This is a genomic window from Sinorhizobium fredii USDA 205, from assembly GCF_001461695.1.
In the GTDB taxonomy this organism is placed as follows: Bacteria; Pseudomonadota; Alphaproteobacteria; order Rhizobiales; family Rhizobiaceae; genus Sinorhizobium; species Sinorhizobium fredii.
In genome coordinates, this window is the sequence record NZ_AUTC01000147.1 from 24,229 (window position 1) to 42,884 (window position 18,656).

At 61.0% G+C, this 18,656-nt stretch carries 15 protein-coding genes and 2 pseudogenes; 6 read left to right on the plus strand and 11 right to left on the minus strand.

What is annotated here, in order from left to right; genetic code table 11:
- Nucleotides 1-25: 25 nt before the first annotated feature.
- Genes N181_RS20140 through N181_RS20150 form a run of 3 tightly spaced genes read right to left on the minus strand, consistent with a single transcriptional unit; the run spans nucleotide 26 to nucleotide 2,778 of the window.
- Complete coding sequence (locus tag N181_RS20140; RefSeq protein ID WP_037398422.1) at nucleotides 26-1,093, minus strand: ABC transporter substrate-binding protein; 1,068 nt, start codon at nucleotides 1,091-1,093, stop codon at nucleotides 26-28.
- A gap of 17 nt (nucleotides 1,094-1,110) precedes the next feature.
- Nucleotides 1,111-1,884: an ABC transporter permease gene (locus N181_RS20145; RefSeq protein ID WP_037398419.1), complete on the minus strand. Its 774-nt coding sequence runs from the start codon at nucleotides 1,882-1,884 to the stop codon at nucleotides 1,111-1,113.
- Between the two features lie 9 nt (nucleotides 1,885-1,893).
- Entirely contained in the window at nucleotides 1,894-2,778 is an 885-nt protein-coding gene (locus tag N181_RS20150; RefSeq protein ID WP_037398415.1) for an ABC transporter permease, read from the minus strand.
- Nucleotides 2,779-2,876: 98 nt separating this feature from the next.
- Between N181_RS20150 and N181_RS20155 the strand changes: the two genes are divergently transcribed.
- On the plus strand, nucleotides 2,877-3,731 hold the full coding sequence (locus tag N181_RS20155) for a LysR substrate-binding domain-containing protein (RefSeq protein ID WP_037398412.1): 855 nt from the start codon (nucleotides 2,877-2,879) through the stop codon (nucleotides 3,729-3,731).
- Nucleotides 3,732-3,758: 27 nt separating this feature from the next.
- Nucleotides 3,759-4,508 (plus strand): aldolase/citrate lyase family protein, encoded by a 750-nt coding sequence (locus N181_RS20160; protein ID WP_050984102.1) that lies wholly within the window; start codon nucleotides 3,759-3,761, stop codon nucleotides 4,506-4,508.
- 14 nt (nucleotides 4,509-4,522) lie between these two features.
- Here the strand turns inward: N181_RS20160 and N181_RS20165 are convergent, their stop codons facing one another.
- Nucleotides 4,523-5,623 carry an NAD(P)/FAD-dependent oxidoreductase gene (locus N181_RS20165; RefSeq protein ID WP_037398410.1) on the minus strand — a complete coding sequence of 367 codons (1,101 nt, stop codon included), beginning with the start codon at nucleotides 5,621-5,623 and terminating at the stop codon, nucleotides 4,523-4,525.
- A gap of 278 nt (nucleotides 5,624-5,901) precedes the next feature.
- On the opposite strand from N181_RS20165, the gene N181_RS32065 reads away from it, so the two are divergent.
- Entirely contained in the window at nucleotides 5,902-6,078 is a 177-nt protein-coding gene (locus N181_RS32065) for a hypothetical protein (RefSeq protein ID WP_234885907.1), read from the plus strand.
- A 177-nt stretch (nucleotides 6,079-6,255) separates the two neighbouring features.
- Here the strand turns inward: N181_RS32065 and N181_RS20170 are convergent, their stop codons facing one another.
- The 3 genes and pseudogenes from N181_RS20170 to N181_RS20180 all read right to left on the minus strand — a co-directional run bounded on the left by N181_RS20170 (nucleotide 6,256) and on the right by N181_RS20180 (nucleotide 9,848).
- On the minus strand, nucleotides 6,256-8,157 hold the full coding sequence (locus N181_RS20170) for a potassium transporter Kup (protein ID WP_037398408.1): 1,902 nt from the start codon (nucleotides 8,155-8,157) through the stop codon (nucleotides 6,256-6,258).
- A gap of 249 nt (nucleotides 8,158-8,406) precedes the next feature.
- Nucleotides 8,407-8,801: pseudogene (locus N181_RS20175) on the minus strand (YkvA family protein).
- A gap of 115 nt (nucleotides 8,802-8,916) precedes the next feature.
- A pseudogene (locus N181_RS20180) lies at nucleotides 8,917-9,848 on the minus strand (GGDEF domain-containing protein).
- Nucleotides 9,849-10,198: 350 nt separating this feature from the next.
- On the opposite strand from N181_RS20180, the gene N181_RS20185 reads away from it, so the two are divergent.
- Entirely contained in the window at nucleotides 10,199-10,408 is a 210-nt protein-coding gene (locus N181_RS20185) for a hypothetical protein (RefSeq protein ID WP_037398401.1), read from the plus strand.
- A 125-nt stretch (nucleotides 10,409-10,533) separates the two neighbouring features.
- Here N181_RS20185 and N181_RS20190 read toward each other — a convergent pair whose 3' ends face one another.
- Nucleotides 10,534-10,776 carry a hypothetical protein gene (locus tag N181_RS20190; protein WP_037398398.1) on the minus strand — a complete coding sequence of 81 codons (243 nt, stop codon included), beginning with the start codon at nucleotides 10,774-10,776 and terminating at the stop codon, nucleotides 10,534-10,536.
- 250 nt (nucleotides 10,777-11,026) lie between these two features.
- On the opposite strand from N181_RS20190, the gene N181_RS20195 reads away from it, so the two are divergent.
- Together N181_RS20195 and N181_RS20200 are read left to right on the plus strand one after the other, a co-directional pair.
- Nucleotides 11,027-11,938, plus strand: a complete 912-nt coding sequence (locus tag N181_RS20195) for a hypothetical protein (RefSeq protein ID WP_037434415.1) — start codon at nucleotides 11,027-11,029, stop codon at nucleotides 11,936-11,938.
- A 172-nt stretch (nucleotides 11,939-12,110) separates the two neighbouring features.
- Nucleotides 12,111-14,177, plus strand: coding sequence for an ATP-dependent helicase (locus N181_RS20200; protein ID WP_037398395.1), 2,067 nt, complete (start codon nucleotides 12,111-12,113; stop codon nucleotides 14,175-14,177).
- Here N181_RS20200 and N181_RS20205 read toward each other — a convergent pair.
- The 3 genes from N181_RS20205 to N181_RS20215 all read right to left on the minus strand — a co-directional run bounded on the left by N181_RS20205 (nucleotide 14,174) and on the right by N181_RS20215 (nucleotide 18,263).
- Nucleotides 14,174-14,785 carry an RBBP9/YdeN family alpha/beta hydrolase gene (locus tag N181_RS20205; protein ID WP_050984101.1) on the minus strand — a complete coding sequence of 204 codons (612 nt, stop codon included), beginning with the start codon at nucleotides 14,783-14,785 and terminating at the stop codon, nucleotides 14,174-14,176. The genes N181_RS20200 and N181_RS20205 overlap by 4 nt on opposite strands.
- Before the next feature lie 185 nt (nucleotides 14,786-14,970).
- Nucleotides 14,971-15,645, minus strand: coding sequence for an HAD family hydrolase (locus tag N181_RS20210; RefSeq protein ID WP_037398392.1), 675 nt, complete (start codon nucleotides 15,643-15,645; stop codon nucleotides 14,971-14,973).
- Nucleotides 15,646-15,911: 266 nt separating this feature from the next.
- The gene (locus N181_RS20215) at nucleotides 15,912-18,263 is read right to left on the minus strand and encodes an ethanolamine ammonia-lyase (protein WP_037398467.1); all 2,352 of its coding nucleotides are present in this window, start codon (nucleotides 18,261-18,263) and stop codon (nucleotides 15,912-15,914) included.
- Nucleotides 18,264-18,656 lie beyond the last annotated feature (393 nt).

Consider the following 18,656-nt stretch of genomic DNA (forward strand, 5'->3'; position numbering starts at 1 on the left):
GCGCAGCCGTCCAACCCGCCGCTTCTTACTGAACCTGAGCCTTGGCCTTCTGCCAGACCTCGGTCGCTTTTGCCTCATAGGCAGCCCCCAGCGATCGCTGGAACTGAACCCGCGAAAGATTGGCCTCCGCCTGATCGACGCCGAGGCTCGCCTTGAGCGCCGGATCCATCAGGTCGACCGCCTTCTGGTTGGCCGGCGCATAGCCAAGCTCCTTGCCAAGCTGCGCCTGGACTTCCGGCGAGATCATATGGTCGATGAGGGCGTAGGCGGCTTCGGGATGCGGCGCCTGGCTGACGAGACACGGTCCGTCATACCAGGCGATGAAGCCCTCTTCCGGGTAAGCAAGCTCGATACTGAGCCCCTTGGCCTTCGCCTGCCGGAAGCCGCCGTCGTCCGTGTCGGCGATCCAGATTTCGCCCGCTGCGAGAAGCTGGGCCATCTCGTCGTAGTGCTGATAGACGGTCCTGACATGCGGCATGTCGGTCTCGAGCGTTTTTGCGATCGTCTGCCACTGCTCATCGTTCAGTTCGCCATACTCGAAGCCGGCCTGGAAGACCGTCCGGTAGGCCTGCTCGTTCGCCTTGTCGATCTTGCCGATCCGTCCCTTGAACTTTCCGGAATAGACGTCCTTCCAGGACTTGATCGGGCCGCCGGTCTTTGCCGGATCGTAGGCGATCAGCCCGTTAGCTCCCCAGGAATAGGTGACGTGAACATGGGTGCCGTCGGACTTGGGCTTCTGGAACGGCGCATACATGTCCTTGAAGTTTTCGAGCTTCGAAACATCGAGTGCGTCGATCAGCTGCTGCTTCCTCGCCACTTCCTCATAGCCGACACCGAGGAAGACGACGTCATAGGTACCGAGCCCGGAGGCGCGGATCTTGTTCATCGCCTCCTTTTCATCGGCGTAGTAGTCGATGTTGACCTTCGTGCCGTATTTCTCCTCGAAAGCCGGTAGCGCGAAGTCGATATAGTTACCCCAACTCAATACATTGATTTCGCCACCGATCTTCTTGTCCGCCGCCCAGCTTGCGCTGGCGGTGAGGCCGATCGATACGGCTGCGGCGGTTGCCGCGAGCATTTGACGCCTATTCATCCATTCCTCCCATGATGCTAGTTGCGTTTGGACCAGGTGAGACTGAGTGCCGTGGCGCTGAGCAGCACGGTTGCCACCAGGATGAGCGTGGACACGGCATTGATCTCGGGGGTGATGCCCACCTTGACGATCGAGTAGATCCGGATGGGCAATGTCGTCGTGCCGGCCGACGTCAGGAAGAAGCTGACGACGAACTCGCCGATCGAGATTGTGAAGGCGAAGAGCGCGGCACCGATGATTCCCGGCATGATCCCCGGCAGCGTCACGCGCCAGAGGACCGAGAGTTCGCCAGCGCCGAGCCCGCGCGCCGCCTCCTCCAGCGAGCGGTCGAAACGCGCCAGGCTGGAGATGAGGATGAAGGTGCAATAGGGCAGCGACAACAGGACGTGCCCTAGCAGGACGGCGACGAAGCCGGTCTGGAAGCCGATGTAACGGGCGAACAGGAGAAGCGATACGCCCATGATGATGCCCGGCGCCAGCATCGGCATCACCGTCAGCAGCATGAAGAGACTCTTGCCGCGGAAATTGTGCCGCACGATCGCCAGCGCCGACAGCAGGCCGAGCGTGGTCGCGACGGTGGTCGAGACGATCCCGACCTGCAAGCTCGTCCAGAGCGACTGCAGCGTCTTCGTGTCTTGGAAAAGCTCCGCGTACCAGCGCGTATCGAGATGCTCGATCGGCAGCGTGGTGATCGTGTCCTGGTTGAAACTGGTGATCACGACCAGAGCGATCGGCAGATAGACCATCGCATAGACGAGGAGTGTGAAAGTTCCGAGAACCCAGCGTGTCATCGTTCGCCCTCACTCATGACCGAGCATGCTGCGGTTGACGTCGAGGAACCGACCAACGATCAGCAGGCAGGCGAGGATGCTCGCCAGAAGAACCATCGACAGCGCCGCACCGAACGGCCAGTCGAAATTCGAGAAGGCGGTGGTGATCAGGTTGCCGTACATCATGCCCTTCAGACCGCCGAGCATATTGGGAACGACATACTCGCCGACCGCCGGGATGAAGGTGATCACGCAGCCCGCGACGATACCGGGCGCGATCAGCGGTAGGGTCACGTAGAGGAAGCGCCGGAACGGGTCCGCACCGAGATTTTCCGCCGCCTCGAGCACGGAATTGTCGAGCCGTTCGATCGAAGCGTAGGTCGGCACCAGCATATAGGGCAGGTAGATATAGATGAGGCCGATGACGACCGAGGTCTTGGTGAACAGGAGCTTGATCGGCTCGTCGATCACGCCTGCCGACATGAGAAGCCAATTCATCAGTCCGGCTTCGCCGATCACCAGATTCCAGGAATAGGTGCGAATAAGTACGCTCACCCAGCCGGGCACGATCAGGGCGAGCACCAGCAGGACGCGCCAGCGCGGCGAGACGAAGCGAACGATGTAGTAGGCCAGCGGCAGCGCCAAGGCGAGCGAGCCGATCGTCGTCAAGAGCGCCATGCCGGCAGACGAGGCGAGCGTTCCGAGATAGAGCGGATCGCCTGCAATCTTCTCGTACTGCGTCAGCTGCAGCGATGGCTGGATCAGGTAGTTCTCGTCGATCGCCCAGAAGCCATAGACGGCCATCAGGGAAATCGGCGCGACGAAGAGAATGAGCAGCGTCAGCAGCGGCGGAAGCAGCAGGCAAGCCAGTTGCCCATGCGCGCCGACCCTCCTCAAGGCTATTGCGGTTTCCATTTGCGTCCTCCCACGCCTCTTGATTGGCAACCTAATAACCGCTACGCTATTTTGCAAATTTATTGTTCTTATGAACTCTATAGGAAATCGAAATACAAATGTCAGGTGATCTGGATATCGATCTGCTGCGCGCGTTTGCCACCGTTCAGCAGTCCGGGGGGTTCTCGCAGGCTGCCGAGATTCTCGGACGCAGCCAGCCGGCGATCAGTCTGCAGATCAAACGACTGGAAGAGCGTGTGGGCGGCCAGGTGTTCGAGCGCAGCGCCGCGCGCGGGGTGCCGCTGACCCCGGTCGGCATGACGCTGATGGAGTACGCGCGCCAGATCATCGCGCTCCACGACGAAGCGCTCGCCCGCGTGACGCTGCCCAGCATCAAGACCTTCGTGCGGCTCGGCATCCTCGAAGAGCTCGGCAACTACCGTCTCCCGGCAGTGCTCCATTCCTTCTCAAAAGTATTCCCCGAGGCTAACCTTCAGGTTCAAGTCAAGCTCAGCAACAACCTGATGATCGAAATGCTCCAGGGCCGGCTGGACATTATTGTCATTGCGGCGGAGGCGGAGGTCCCGAATTCGATCCCGCTCTGGTCCGAGCAATTGGTCTGGGTCGCATCGAACGCGGTGCCGAGCCCCATGCGCCAGCCGGTGCCTCTGGTGACACTCCCCGACCCGTGTTTCTACCGCAAGGCCGCGATCCGGGCGCTTTCGGCGGCGGAGCAACCCTATACGACCGTCTGCAACAGCAGCACGATGGCCGGAATCCGTGCCTCGGTGATCGCCGGCATCGGCGTCACCGTGATGGGCAAGACAGAAGTGACGGAGGGGCTGCGTGTGCTCGGAAGCGACGCCGGTCTGCCCCGGCTCTCCGACGCCGACGTCGTCATCTATTTCCGCGACAAGGGCTTTGAGAGCGTTGCCAAGGCGCTGGCGGCCCATGTCCGCAAGAGCATCGCCTGATCACACCACAGCCATGGACGGATTTCGATGACCACCGCACCCCGCCCCGCCAACCCTGCCATCGGCTTCTGGCTGGAAAGCGACAGCCAGAAAGCCTGCGAGCTCGCACGTCTCGCCGGTTTCGATCTTGTCCTCTTCGACATGGAGCACGGCATTCTCGATCTGGCGGCACTGGACCGACTTCTCCCCTTCTGTCAGTCGATCGGACTGACCGCCTATGTCCGCCTGGCGGATGCGACGCGACCCAACATCCAGCATGCGCTAGACATCGGCGCGGACGCGATCGTCCTGCCGCAACTGCGCGATGCGGCGCATGCGCGGGAAGTCAGCGCATATGCGAAGTTTGCGCCCCTCGGCACGCGCGGCGTCGGCTACGGCCGCACGCAGCGCTATGCGGGTGCCACGAACAGCTTCTTCGAGACGGAGAACGTCCGGCGCCATTGCTATGCGATGATCGAAACTGCCACGGCCTTCGACGAGGCGGCCGCCATTGCCGCCCTGCCCTGCATCGACGGATTGTTCATCGGCCCCGCCGACCTTTCGGTGGCACGAGGGCGCGGTGCCTTCGCGGCCACGGACGCAGACCTTGACGATCTTCGCCACATCGCTGCCGTCGCCGCCGGTGCCGGCAAACGCTGGGCCGTCCCCGCGGCAAATCCAAGGCTGCGCGAGACGGCACTGCCGTTGGCGCCAAGCTTCGTCATGCTCGGGGACGAGCTGTCAGCCCTTTCGGCAGGATTTTCGGCGATGATCGGATCGCTTCCGGGCCGGCGCTGAATCCGGAACGCGTCTCAGCCTTCCGCCACCAACTTTGCCAGCGCCAGGGAGGCGGTGAGTCCGGGCGATTCAATGCCGAACAGGTTGATCAGTCCGGGCATGCCATGCACGGCAGGTCCCTGAACGACGAAATCCTGGCTGGCCACCGCGGGAGGCACGATTTTCGGCCGAATGCCGGAATAGGCGGGCAGCAATGCACCATCCTTCAGGTCAGGGAAATAGCGGCGTACGCCGGCATAGAAAAGCGCCGCCTTTGCCGGATCGACGTCATAGTGCAGCTTCTCGACCCATTCGATGTCCGGGCCGAAGCGGGCCTGGCCGGCGAGGTCGAGCGTCAGGTGGATCCCCAAGCCGCCCTTCACCGGGACGGGATAGATCAGGCGCGAGAACGGCGCTCTTCCGACAAGCGAAAAATAATCCCCCTTCGCGAAGTATTCCCTCGGCACGAGCGCCGGCGGCATCCCGTCGATCAGGCGGGCCAGCTTGGGTGCGGCGAGCCCGGCCGCATTGACCAACAGACGACAGCCAAGGCTCATCGGTTCGGCGCCGCCGACATCGACGACGATGCCGCGATCGGTCATCCGACCCCGCTCGACGGGGCTGTTGCAAGCGAGAACCGCGCCGGCGTTCTCGGCATCGCCAAGCAGCGACAGCATATAGGCATGACTGTCGACGATGCCGGTCGAAGGCGACAGGAGCGCGCCGGTCGCCGCAAGCGCCGGTTCGAGGGAGCGCGCCTCCGAGGCAGAGATTTGCCTGAGATCCGCGACACCGTTCCTTGCCGCCTTGGCGGCGATCGTCGGCAACTGTTCCAGTTCCGGCTCAGAGGTTGCGACGATCAGCTTTCCGCATTGCCTGTGGGGGATGCCGCGCTCCTGGCAATAGGCATAGAGCAGTCCCCTGCCCTCGACACACAGGCGCGCCATCAGGCTGCCCGCGGGATAGTAGATCCCGGCGTGGATGACTTCGCTGTTGCGCGATGAGGTTTCACTTCCGATGCGTTCGGCCGCTTCGAGTATGATCACCTCGCGACCCGCCAGCGCCAAGGCGCGCGCAACCGCTAGCCCGATAACGCCGGCACCCGCGACGATACATTCCACTTGCTCCTCGGACATAACAGGCGCTTTAGCACAGGATGGCGGGGGGGCGCCAGACGACCGCAGGGGGCGTCCACCTCGATCCGACGGCGAACGCCCGTAATTTACATGCCTTCTCGCCCGTTCGGGTCATGGGCTAATCCTTGACTATGGGCCTCGTTGTGCGAGCTTTGAAGGGAAGATGACCGAGCGGCAAGCAGCGCGCTTAAAATCAAACTTTATGCCCTTACCCCCCCATGACCGTCCGGTTCACACTTTCCCATATTATGGGAGGTTCCCATGTTCAGCAGGAAGGAATGGCACGCTCACGAGACCCCTCGTCGGCTTTTGCCGTTGGTGTCTTGCTTTTGTCGGTTGGCCTCATCGTCGCCTATCTGGTGCTGGCGGCCGGCATCGCTGGTGACAAGACGCCTGGCGCCAGGGTCTATGCACCTCTGACGCAAGAGAGGCTTACGCCACCCGGGAGATCATGAGGGGCGGCGCGCTTTACAGCGCCGTGCGTCTTTTCAGACGCACAAAGGACGCTTCAGCACTTTGAATTGCTGCATGTTTTGTCCTTAAATCGGCAGGAAACATGCAGTAGGTACTTGTTTCTATGAATGTCGTAACCCAAAAACCGCTGCGCACCTTTTGGGCGACAGGCATTCGGCCTAGATGATCACCTGTTCCCCCAGCTCGACGACGCGATTGGCGGGCAGATGGAAGTAGTCGGTCGGATCGATCGCCGAGTCCGCCATCGCGATGAACAGCCGGTCCTGCCATCTCGGCATGCCTGAAGCGGGATCCGGCACAAGCTTACGCCGGCCGAGATAGAACGACGTCGACATGATCTCGAACTTGAAGCCCTCCTTACGGCAGCGCGCCAGCGCCCGCGAGACATTCTGGTCGTCCATGAAGCCAAATCTCAGTTCGAGCTTGCTGAACCGGTCGGAGAGCTTCGTCAGCGTGTAGCGATCCTTCTCCCCGACATAGGGCACCCTCGCCGTCTTGATGGTCAGGATGACGTTGTGCTCGTGCAGCACGTGGTTGTGCTTGATGTTGTGCAGCAGGACGGACGGGGTCGTATCCGGTGTGGCGGTCAGGAAGATTGCGGTTCCCGGCACCTCGACCGGAGCGTGCTCGGATTTTCGTTCGACCGCAGCAATGAATTGGTCGAGGGGCACTTCCAGACGGGCTGTCTTCTCGCGCAGCAGCGCCACGCCTCTCCGCCAGGTCCACATGATCATGATCAGCGTGCCGGCAAAGAGGATCGGCACGTAGCCGCCGTGGTGAACCTTGAAGAGGTTGGCGCCGAGAAATACCAGTTCCAGCAAGAACAAGGGAAGCAGGATCGCGGCTGCCGTCAAGACCGCCCAGCCCCACTGGCGGCGAACGAACTCGAAGGCAAGGATTGTGTCGATCAGCATGGCGCCGGTGATCGATACGCCATAGGCGGGGGCGAGAGATTCGGAACTACCGAATACGAACATGAGAACAAGCACGCCAGCCAGGAGCGCCGTGTTGACCATAGGCAGGTAAATCTGGCCCGTATGCGTTTCCGAGGTGTAGCGGATTTCGAACCGTGGCAGGAACCCGAGATGGATCGCTTGCCGTACGAGCGAGAACGCCCCGGTTATCACCGACTGGCTGGCAATGATGGTCGCGAGCGTGGCAAGGATCACCACCGGCAACAAGGCCCAGCTCGGAAACATCAGGAAAAATGGATCCGAGATCGCCTCGGGATGCGACAGCACCAGGGCGCCTTGCCCGAGATAGTTCAAGGTCAGGGCCGGAAATACAACCGCGATCCACGCCGCCTGAATCGGCGCGCGCCCGAAGTGCCCGAGATCGGCATAGAGGGCTTCCGCCCCCGTGACCGTCAGGAAAACCGCTCCAAGAACGATGAACCCGACGAGGCCTGCATCCCACAGGAAGACTACGGCGTGCACGGGGTTGAAGGCTCCCAGGATCGCCAGGTCGTCGCCGATATGGGCCACCCCCGCCGCGCCCAGAACCAGAAACCAGATGAGGGTGATCGGCCCGAAGAAGATCGCAACGGCACCGGTGCCACGCGACTGGACGGCAAACAGCAGCACCATGATCGCGACGGAGATCGGCAGCACGTAGTCGTGCAGATCCGGCGTCACGAGCTTCAGCCCTTCGACGGCCGAGAGCACCGACAGTGCCGGCGTGATCATCGCGTCACCGATGAACAGAGAGGCACCAAAAATGCCGGTAAAGAACATCAGTACGGGATATTTGGTCCCCTTCTTCATCAACAGGGCAAGAAGGGCCAAAGTGCCGCCTTCGCCATTGTTGTCGGCGCGAAGCAGCAGGATCACGTATTTGATCGTCACGATGATCGTCAGCGTCCAGATGACCAGCGAGATGAGGCCGATGATCTCTCCTCGGTCGACACCGCCCGCGGCAAAGGGGCGCAGCGCCTCGCGAAACGCATAGAGCGGGCTGGTGCCAATGTCGCCATAGACGACTCCCACTGACCCAAGCATGAGGCCGAGAAACTGGCGCAGACTATTGGCCCGTGCCGGTACATGATCGACGGAGGCGGTCATGGATTCTCCACGTCAGAAAGGCCCCGGGGTGAAGCACGCGCCCTATGCCGCGCCTCCCGATCAATTCGGCGTTCGGGCGGGCGACAACTTCTCTGCAACGCGCGGAACACGGAGAAGTTTCTATCTTCGTATAGGACTGTATCGCTAACTTCCATGGCCGCGAAAGAGAATCCAGCAGAAATCTGCCCCGAGCAATTCCCACCGCGGCCCAGCGTGCAGCACCTTGACTGGCGCACTCAACGGAGGCCCTTAGCGGGCATATTGATAAGCCAAGTGGGCAAGCGCAGACAGCGCAAGCATCCAGATGAAGACGATAACGACGGCTGCTATAATGCTGTAAGGTCGCTTTTCGCGGCTGGCCGCTGTCCTCCTGACTCGGCCATCAGATCCGCTGGAATAAGACGGACCGTGAGTGCAATGCCGATGGGGAGAATGAACAATTCGTCCAAATACCCCAGAATCGGGATGAAATCCGGGATAAGGTCGATCGGGCTCAGGGCGTAGGCTGCGACAACTCCGGCGGCAGCCTTTGCATACCAAGGTGTTCGTGGGTCACGAGCAGCAATCCACAGAGCCACGACGTCGCGCTTCAGATTGCGTGTCCATTGCCTGGCTCGTTCCATAACATCAGCGCTTCTTCTCATGATGCTCGGGAATCCTGCAACGAGTAGACTGTTCTCGGCTTCGCCCGGGATCGGCAATCAATGGCCTTGTGAGTTTCCGTCGCCTTTTGCCATATCAACGAGTCCCGAGCCAGGGTTATCCTGCGACTGCAGATCGGTCGGGATCGGGCTCGTCCAGGTGAATTTGGTCCCGGCCGGCGAGCTTGGCCATGTATAGAGCCCGGTCCGCGCGCGCATAAAGGCTGATCGCCGTGTCGCTTGGTTGAGCACCCGCGATACCTGCTGAAAACGTGTATCCGAAATCGGGTCGCTCCTGAAGCGGACGGGACTTGCGCACGGAGGCGAGCATCCTTTCGAGGATCAATTTGGCCTGTTCGACGGGAGTGGCTGGCAGGGTGAGCACGAACTCCTCGCCGCCGACCCTTCCGAAGCAATCGGTGCGCCGCACCAGGCGGTGAATGCGCATGGCGAAGTCCCTCAGGATCGTATCGCCGGTCTGGTGGCCGAACTGGTCGTTGATGCTCTTGAAACGGTCGATGTCCAGCACGCAGAGGCAGCCTGCGGAGGTTTGGCCGCCGGGTGGCTGCAACATATCGTCAATTCTAGCCGTTACGAAGCGGCGGTTGGCGACCCCGGTCAATTCGTCGGTGTAGGAGGCCTTGATCGCTAGGTCGCGATCCTGTCGTACGGCGCGCGTCTTGGCTTTGAGGCCGGTAACATCGGTGGCGACGCAAAGCATCCACCCATCTTTCTCAACGGTTTCGGTCATCCAAAGCCAACGTCCGTCGAACAGATCGGTTTCAAATGCCCTGTACCCGAATTGCCGCGGCGCGACTGGGTCGATCGCAGCCACTCTTCGAAATCTGCGACGCAGATGACCGTGCCTCGCCGGGCATGAAAATTCCGCCGCATCAGGTCCGGCCAGAGGGGCATCTCGTCCGGTTCTATGAAATAGGCGGATCGGAAAGCCTCGTTGGCGTAGCGTAGACGGTCGAACTCGTCGTAGGCCGCGACGAGAACCGGGGAGGTCTCGAAAAGTTCAAAGATTCGCCTGATATCCTTCGCCATGTCCTTGACTTTAGACGTTCTTCGTTAATGCGAGCACCAAGCCAGCGGTGAGATCGCAAACGGCTTCCAGCATCACTGCACCTGATCTTGTCGAGAAAACGGCTGCAGCGGCACATCCCTTAGTTGGAAGACGGAAAGGCGGCGCTAGCCCGATCGTCCGCCGTGATTGCGGCAGATACGCCTTTGCGCAGCTTGGCTCCAGGGTGGAAACCAGCACTTGCGCAATGCTCCTACGCCGCTACCAGCAGTGACTCGTCATCGCCTCAATCAGGCATACACTGATCGTTTCCGGCACACGCTCGGGGCGCTGGTGGATGCGCGAACTCGCCGCCGTCGAGAGGAGATGAACCATGTTGCCGTCTCGCGACCGGTGCAGCACTTTCGGCCCCACGGAAGTGGATTTGCTGCACAACATATTCGAACAGATCCTGGAGGAAAGGGGCGTGGACAGCAGCGGCGAGAAGGCAAATGAAATCGCCGCAAGATTGATCTCCGTCTATCAATCCGGCGTGCGCGACGTCGAAATGCTGAAGACGCTGTCCATGCGTTCGCGGGATTGATTCCCTGTACGAGCCCCGGCACTTCCCGCGGAACCGGAAGGTGGTGGCCTTCCGTCTTGAGGAACTATTTTATGCTTGGTTGCAGTGGAGGCCATTTTTCGTAGTCAGGGGTGACGATTCACCGCTCAGTGCAGGGTCTTGTTCCCGGGGGCGACGGACGCATTTTCGGCAATCTTCGTGCTCAAGCGCATCGCCATGACGTAGTCTTCGGTCAGTTCCATGAGAGCAAGCGCGATCTCCTGCCACGACCAGCCGGCGCCCTCCGCCAAGCTTGTGAAGACTTGAAAATCCTCTTCCAGTGCACGCTCGCACTCTAGCCGGCGGTCCGTTGGCTGGGGTTGGGTGATCGTGTCGGTGATCTTGGGCATCGTTCCTCCCACTGCAGGTCTCCCTTGGATGGCAGTCGGTCCAAGGACAAAAACGTTCAGCAATTCGAAGTGCTACAGCGACTTTTTGCGCCTCTGATAAGACGCGCGGCGCTGTAATGCAGGAAGAAACTCGCAGACGACGAGGCGGGTTCCATGGGACCGCACCGAAATGCATATGAAGTCCGGAAGCGGCATGGAAACGAACAAAGCGATTGCGCCCGGCGTTACCGTCGACAGCAGGGAGACGGTTATGGTTCCGCACAAGCAGCGGAAGCGCCCGAAGGAAGCTCGGCAGGGCGAATTTGCGGCCTTCCCCTATGATCGCAGCGCCGTGGAGCGGTTTCGCCAGGCGTTTCCACGCGCCCGGTGGAACGACGAACGCAAGAGCTGGTTCGTGCCCGGCAAGACGGCCGCTCGTCGTATTGAGCGATGGCTGGCAAGGGAAGCAGCGCACAATGACATTTATGGCGATACCAAGGGCCGCGACGCGTACGATTTCGAGCCCATCGTCAGCCGATATCTCGAAGTCGGCGATGATCTGCGCATTCGAACGCCCTATGCGAAATCGCTGATTGAAATGCTGCGCGAAATTCCCTGGGCGCACTGGGACGAAGATCTGCGGGTCTGGCGGGTGCCGTTCCGCTCCTACGAAGAACTGCGGCGACGATGGTCCAGCATCGAGGCGGCGGCGCTGCGAAATGAGCCCGAGGAGAAGAAGCGCCGCAGAGATGCGAAAAAGGGCTCTGAAGTACAGAGCGCGGCCAACGCGCGCTCCGCGGAACGCCGCCGCCACCGCTATCCGCTGCCCGTTGACGACCCGCCGCCCGCAGGGCGTCCGGTTGCGACGGTAGAGTATGGAATCGTCGTCTTTGTCGAATTCTCAGGCGAAGTCGCCGAGACGGCGGCGCTGGCGGAACACTATCCCCATGCCAGCGGAACCGTTGATCATGTCTGGGGACGATGGCGCGCGCCGACCCTTGCCGAACTCGTTGCGACATGGCCGGCCCGCCGGGAGCCCGGACCCGATGCGCTTGCCAGGGGGTGGTGGCAGCCGACACTGGCCGAGTTGAGGATTGCCCGTAGAAGCGCCCGATCCATGGCGCGACGCCGGCGTGCGAGAAAGCCGACGGGTGCTGACGCGCATCGGACCCACGTTCATTAGCGAGCCCAAAAGTATTTCGAACCGAAATGCGCGTGCCGGTTTATTTGCTTCGCGGCTTTGCAGTGTGTCGAACTGCAGCTATGTTCCTTATCCGTTCTCGCGCGATTCGCGGCAGTCCCGCCCCTTTACAAGGACGCGCCTGTTCAGTCGCGCGAGCGTACCCGGAGGCTGGATGAGCGCGGCATACCTGGAGAAATTGAACGAACGTCAGCGCCATGCCGTCGAACACGGTGTCGCGCCCGGCGTCCATGGCGGCGGCCCGCTTCTCATCATTGCCGGCGCCGGCTCGGGCAAGACGAACACGCTTGCCCACCGGGTCGCGCATCTCATCGTCAACGGCGCGGATCCCCGGCGGATCCTCCTGATGACCTTCTCGCGCCGGGCGGCCGCCGAGATGGGCCGCAGGGTCGAGCGCATCTGCAGCCAAGTGCTCGGCGGAAAGGCAGGGAGCTTTTCCGACGCGCTTGCCTGGGCGGGAACCTTTCACGGCATCGGTGCGCGGCTTCTGCGCGAACATGCCACGGAAATCGGCATCGATCCGGATTTCACCATTCACGATCGGGAAGACAGCGCCGATCTCATGAACATCGTCCGGCACGAGCTTGGATTTTCGAAGACCGAAAGCCGTTTCCCGACCAAGGCGACCTGTCTTGCCGTCTATTCGCGTGCGGTCAATGCGGAACAGCCGCTCGAAGGAGTCCTGCGCGACAGTTTTCCCTGGTGTAGCGCATGGGAAAAGCAGCTGCGCGAGCTTTTTGGTGCCTATGTCGACGCCAAGCAGGCGCAGAACGTTCTCGATTACGACGACCTGCTGCTCTACTGGGCACAGATGATGGGGGACGCCGTGCTCGCCGAGGAGTCCGGCTCCCGGTTCGATCACGTGCTGGTCGACGAATACCAGGATACCAATCGGCTGCAGGCTTCGATCCTGAGGGCGATGAAGCCGGATGGCCGCGGCCTCACGGTCGTGGGCGACGACGCCCAATCGATCTATTCGTTCCGCGCCGCGACAGTACGCAATATTCTCGATTTTCCGGCGACCTTCACACCTGCTGCAGAGATCATCACGCTCGATCGGAACTACCGCTCGACACAGCCGATTCTCGCTGCCGCCAATGGCGTCATCGAACTTGCTCGCGAACGCTTCACCAAGAACCTCTGGACCGAGCGGGAATCGACCGAACGCCCGCGCCTCGTCACCGTGCGAGACGAAGCGGTCCAGGCAAATTATGTCGTCGAACAGGTGTTGCAGAACCGCGAAGGCGGAATGCTGTTGAAGCAGCAGGCCGTGCTTTTCCGCACCTCGCACCACAGCGGCTCGCTCGAAGTGGAGCTGACCCGCCGCAACATTCCCTTCGTGAAGTTCGGGGGCCTCAAGTTCCTGGACAGCGCCCATGTGAAAGACATGTTGGCGGCACTGCGCTTTGCCCAGAATCCGCGCGACCGGGTAGCCGGATTCCGGCTGATGCAATTGCTGCCGGGCGTCGGTCCGCAGACGGCCGGACGGGTTCTCGACGCGATTGCCGCCGACCCGGAACCGCTGACGACGCTTTGCGAGATCCCCGCCCCTCCCCGGTCCGGCACTGACTGGATATCCTTTGTCGACATGCTGCAAGCCTTGCGGCCCGGTCGGGCCGGCTGGCCGTCCGAGATCGGCACGGCCCGCAGCTGGTACGAGCCACATCTCGAGCGAATCCACGAGGATGCCGAGATGCGCAAGGCCGATCTCCTGCAGCTCGAGCAGATCGCCACCGGCTATCCGTCGCGCGAACGCTTCCTGACCGAACTCACCCTCGACCCGCCGGACGCCACGAGCGACCAGGCCGGCGTGCCGCTGCTCGATGAGGACTATCTCATTCTCTCGACAATCCACTCCGCCAAGGGGCAGGAATGGAAGTCGGTTTTCGTCCTAAACTGCGTCGACGGCTGCATTCCCTCCGACCTCGGCGTCGGCAGCACGGCAGAGGTCGAGGAGGAGCGGCGCCTGCTTTACGTTGCCATGACCCGCGCCAGGGACAGCCTGCATTTGACCACGCCGCAGCGCTTTTTCACGCACGGCCAGAATGCCCACGGCGACCGGCATGTCTACGCCTCGCGCAGCCGCTTCATCCCCGCAACGCTTCTGCAGTTCTTCGAGTGCTCGGCCTGGCCCGTCGCCACGCCGGCTGCGGCTGGCCAGCGCGATGCGCATCAATTGCGCGTCGATGTCCGTGCCCGCATGCGCGGCATGTGGCGCTAGGGAAACGGTCTTTGCCGGCTCGTTGGAGCCGAGCGCTCCGATTGGCGGACCGGCATCGCCGGGGTAGCGCCTTTGGCCATGCCGTGCAGCACCCTGAGCAGATCATAGCCGCCCGGCCAGCGGCCGAAACCGCTGGCGATGTTGATGTGGCCGGCATGGCCGAGATCGATAAGGCGGCTGCCCCATCTTTCGCAAAGAGCCCGCAAGCGGTCGAAGCGCATGTAGGGATCGTTGAGACTGCCGACCACGAGGCTCGGAAAGCTGAGACGTCGTCGCGGCATGGCACCAAAATCGATTACCCCCGGATGCAGCCGCTCGGTTTCTTCCAGATCGCAGGGCGCGACGAGAAGGACGCCTTGAACGCGGTCTGCAATCGGGCGCCCGCCCAAGCCCGCGATCAACAGGCAACCGAGGCTGTGGGCGACGATATCAACCGCCCGATGCCTCGCGATTTCAGCCTCCAGAGCGCTTCGCCAGGCGGCAAGTGCCGGTCGGCTCCAGTCGCCCTGCTCGACGAGTGTCGCCTCGGGATGGTCGACGAGCCAATGGCGCTGCCAGTGCCCCTCGCCCGATCCGAACAACCCCGGAACAATCAGCGTCTTCACCATTGCATTCGCTCCCCGGCGCGTCCGGTTGCTGCAAAAGGAAAGGTTCATACGCAGATTGTGCCCACCGGCGAGAGCGAGCGTAAGGAATGAAGATTTATTCTCTACAAAACTACTAGAAAAATATGCCGTGCGTGCGAAACGCGTCCCATCCGACGGAGCATCGCATCAGTTTGCAGCCGAGCAAATCAGCAATATCGCCGATGAAGGGAAAGCCAGCCGTCGCCGCCGATCCCGGCCTTGACGTCCGTATAGTGCTCCAAGGTCAGGTGCGGCGTTCCGGCTGCCGCAGCGTGAGCACCAGTGATCACGGCCACCTCGGCGCCGGCCGAACTGCCCGCGAGTATCCCGGCCGGTGCATCTTCGAAGACGAGGCAATCCTCGGCGCGAACCCCGAGCCTCTTGGCGGCGAGAAGGTAGCCCTGCGGATCAGGCTTGCCCGCCGTGACGTCCTCGCCGGTGACCATGTGGCGAGGAACCGGAATGCCGGCCGCGGCGAGACGACGCATGGCCAGTTCGAGCGGCGCCGACGTGACGATCGTCCAGCGCTCCGGCGGCAGTGAGTTGAGGAAGGCGACCGCCCCGGGTATTTCGACGATGCCTTCCACGTCAGCGATCTCCGCCAAGGCCAACTCTCGCGCCTCGATGTCCGGATCGACCGCCAGCCCGAGCTTGCGGATCGTGTCGGACGCGCGCACCCCGTGCACCGATTTCATCAACTCATGGGGATCGAGCCCGTTGCGGACCGCCCACGCACCCCAGACCCGTTCGACGACGGCCATGGAATTGAGCAGGGTGCCATCCATGTCAAACAGCAAGGCAGCGAATTTTTTCGGGAATATCGCAGTCGTCAGGGTATCCAAGCCGGCTCCTCAGGTGGGGTTTCGGACCACAACTATCTCCGGATGGACCGGCGTACAACACTCCTCGGGGAATTATGCAGTAAGTGCCGCACAGCGAGCTCTCGCGCTTCAGGCCAACTGGCCGCCGATGGCCGCCGATGGCCCGAAACGGACGGGCCTCCGTTAAATCGTAGCCGATTAAAGGATAAAAACGTGCCGCGATTCAAAATGCTACAGCGACCTTTGCGCGTCTGACAAGACGCGCGGCGTTGTAGCACAATTTGCTACTACCCATAGCGGCGACTGCCATTCACTTCTTTGCCGACGATTTCCCTGATGATTGTCAAGGTTTCCCTGGCGGCTTCCCTTGGGGACAGGGCGGTGTCTGCGACATTGCTCACGAGTTTGGTGATATCGTGATCGATATTCTTCTCCGACCATCGCTTGCCTTTGGCGACGGTGATGTAGACCGAATAGGCGTGGTGCATGGTTCCGGGTCGTTCACCGATGATGTGGAGAATGCCCCTTAGACTGTTGGGATCGGCGTCTTCGAAAAGTACTTCGCCGATCCGATAGCCGGCTCGCACCCTTCCGCCGGTGACCACGATGTTCCGGTCGCTCATCGTGACGCCGGCTTCGGCGAGCAATCTGCGCATCTCCTCAAGGTAGGGCGCAAGATGTCCATCGTCCATGATGGCCTTGGCGTTCAGGCCGTCCGAGATGACGATCTGGCCTTTGGGCATATCGCCTCCCCAGGAGGCTCTTATTCTTTCCATCTCTTGAATTGCTTCAGGGCTCAGCGTCTCCCCTGTAGGAGGGTGAGCTATGTAATCATTGCGGTCTGTGGACAGGGTGCGGACGGCCACGACATCCGGTACGGCGGCGATAAACTCGGGCGTGAGTTCGGCCCAGAGCGACTGCTTGGCGTCGTCGTACAGGCTCTTTACCTTGGCCGCGAGCGTCGGATTGAGATCCCAGATACGCTCTCCGTGCCCGGTGGCAAGATCGACACCTCTTTCTTCAACTTCCCGCATCTTCTGGCCACCCTCGACGTAGATCGCGTCCTTGGATCGTCCATCCCCCTTGGCGAGGCGATACTGGTAGTATACCCAGAGAGGATCTCCAAATTTCGGGGTGTAGCTGTCGTCTTCGCCAACGATCCCGATCCGCTTGTAGAAATCCCACATCGCATCATTGACCTTGAAGCCAAACTTGTCCCGCAGGCGCACGTGATCCTGGAACGACGTTGTGAGATAGCTCAACATCGGGTCGTTCTTGGTAGGCAGAGCAATCAGATAAGCGGGATTGGCCGGCATGATCTGGTCCTGGCACCAATCCAGGTCTTCAAGGCTGACCGTCATGTGCAGCGTGGTGCAGATATCCAGGCCGATGGTAAGTCCATGGAGCTTGCCCATGACCATATCTTCGAGACAGCACCTGACCAGTTGTTCGCGGCTCTTGAAGACCTCGGGTCCAATAAAGCCGGCAACGTCATTGACATGAAGCCATGCGCCCTGGGGCTGCACCTTCGCGAGCTCGATGGCCACCGCCCTGCTGAAGCCGTACTTCCGCGACTCGAGCACCATCATGTCGACGCCGTTTGCCGCGCCGTTGGTAAATTCCGAGCCCTGCCCGGTTTCGAAGTAGAGGCCATATCTCTCCCCCTCCTTCGCGCGTGCGTACCTCAGGATTTTCTCGTTCGTAATGTCGAAAATCTTGTTGCAGTCATCTGTCCCGGCAAGGCTCTGGAACACCGTGGAAACCGTTCCCGGAAATGCATCACTCACTTCGGATTGGACATCGATATGAGCGAGCACACACCAAGGGATCACTTCCCCAAGCTCGAAAGTATCGACGATGTCCTTGAGCGCCCATTCAACCGCGACGACGCTATTTACGGTGCTGTCCACCGGGTTGGTACCAATGACAATATCGCCCGTTGCATAGGAGAAGGCATCGAAAACCTGCCAGACGATGTCATCGGGATGATCTGTCGGAGAATTGGGCTGGATTCGTGCGCCCATGTATCCCTTTGATCCCATCTTGGTGCCGGGCATTACATTGAAGATTTTCTGATTGAGGGAGATCAGTTCCTCATTGCTCATCAGCTTCGGGACGAAGCCTATCGTGTCGCTGGTCAGGCCATTCATGATGCCTTTGATCTTGTCCTCTGGTTCGGTGAGAAGAAATTCCTTCAGTTGGCCCATTGTCCAGTCTTTGACCTTTTCATACTGGGCTCGATCCGTGGTCTGCCATATCAGTTGCTGCAGGTCGTCCACGAACAATGGGTGCTCGTGGAGATCTTTGATCTTCGTATTTGCCAGGAGGGTACGCGCGCTTCTTCGACTTGTCTCATCTGCGGCTCCCACCCCAATTGTCTGATCTCCCTCTTTGAACTCGTTCGCAGCGCCGATCACCTGCTGGTAGGCCGTCTGATCAAATCCGCCTTTGATCCTACTGACGTAGGCAAAGACGTCCTCGCCCTGCTTGACCTCCTCGATTGCAAGGGTGCCGCCGGCGGGCGCGGCTCTGGCAATATGATTGTAGCTTGCGAGCGTGGTCGCGGCAGTTCCCGCAATGAGCAGGAGATCTCTTCTGGAGATCCCCTGGTGCTGATCAGAGAACAAGCTTTTGGTCATCGCCATGTCCTTTTTGCAGTGCTATCGGCATCCCGCCGAACGGCTCACCACCGGGGTTTGATGGCCACGGCCGCCGCCCACATCAATCGACCGGATCATCAGACAGATCGCTCAACGGGTGCGGGCATAGGCCTTCGCCGGCTAGACAGGTCACCTTCCGTGGGAGTCCCCCTCGCACTTGCTCCGTGCCCTTGACGCCCATTTCCATCCACCAATCGGCGGCATGGTGTGGCCATATAGGCTTTGCGATGCTCGATCAGCTTCGCCTGGATTGCCTGCTTGATTTAGGCCGCGCGTGCCCCGAGTTGCGGCAGTCGATCGATGTCATCCCGGTTCATCGTTACGGTCTCAAGCGAAGCCATCTGAGCCTTCCCAATCGCAATGACCTTTGCT